The sequence below is a fragment of the Methylobacterium sp. Leaf118 genome (genome assembly GCF_920984675.1).
Taxonomy (GTDB): domain Bacteria; phylum Pseudomonadota; class Alphaproteobacteria; order Rhizobiales; family Beijerinckiaceae; genus Methylobacterium.
In genome coordinates this window covers 1-815 of sequence record NZ_CAKLBV010000143.1, presented here as the reverse complement: position 1 = coordinate 815, position 815 = coordinate 1, and the positions used below count along the sequence as shown (strand labels likewise).

The 815-nt window shown below is 73.6% G+C and carries 1 protein-coding gene; it reads right to left on the bottom strand.

The window, feature by feature from the left end:
• Positions 1–815: polysaccharide biosynthesis/export family protein (locus tag LW587_RS23925; protein WP_232632060.1), on the bottom strand; the 815-nt coding region annotated here is incomplete at both ends.

The following is an 815-nucleotide window of genomic DNA, read 5'->3' as shown; positions in this document are numbered from 1 at the left end:
AGGAACAGGCTCTGCGGATCGCGCATGTTGACCCGGTAGACCACCGGCACCATCGGCGCGCTCAGCAGCGGCGAGGTCGGCCGCAGCCGGCGGACCACTCCGGCCGGCTCGTAGCGGAACAGGTAGAGGCCCTCCGGGTTCGCCTGGCTGTCGCGCAGGCCGGAGGCCCGGGCCAGCGCCTGGGCCATGGTCAGGCCCTCGGCCCCGAACGGGATCTCGGTGGTGTTGCCCAGCGCGCCCACCGCCAGGAAGGTCTGCGGATCGCGCACCAGCGTCAGGGTGTCGTTGGCGCGCACGAAGATGTTCTCGCGCGGGTTGGCCACCACCGTGCTCATCGGCACCGTCACCGTGCGCCCGCCGCGCGAGAGCCGCACGAAGGTCTCGGCCACCGCCGTGCGCACGCCGCCGGCCAGGGCGATCACGTCGAGGAGCCGGTCGCCGCGGCCGGACAGCGGCACGCGGGAGCCGGCGGTGGCCTCGCCGGTCACGGTGACCGATTGCGAGACCGGCCGCGTGACCGAGACCAGCACCTGCGGCTGGATCGCCTTGCCGGCCAGTTCGGTCTCGATCAGGCCCTGGACGTCCTGGGTGCGCCGCCCGGCGACCTTGATGCGCCCGGCATAGGGCACGGTGATCGCGCCGTCGGGCCCGACGATCTGCTCGGGGATCAGGGCGGATTTGGAGCCCGCGGAGAAGCGGTCGGCCACCAGCGGACCGGAGAACAGGCCGCCCGAGCCCGCCTCCCAGATCTGCACCGCCACCGCGTCGCCCACGCCGATCAGCGGCTCGGCCGCCGGACGGTTGTCGCCGAAGGT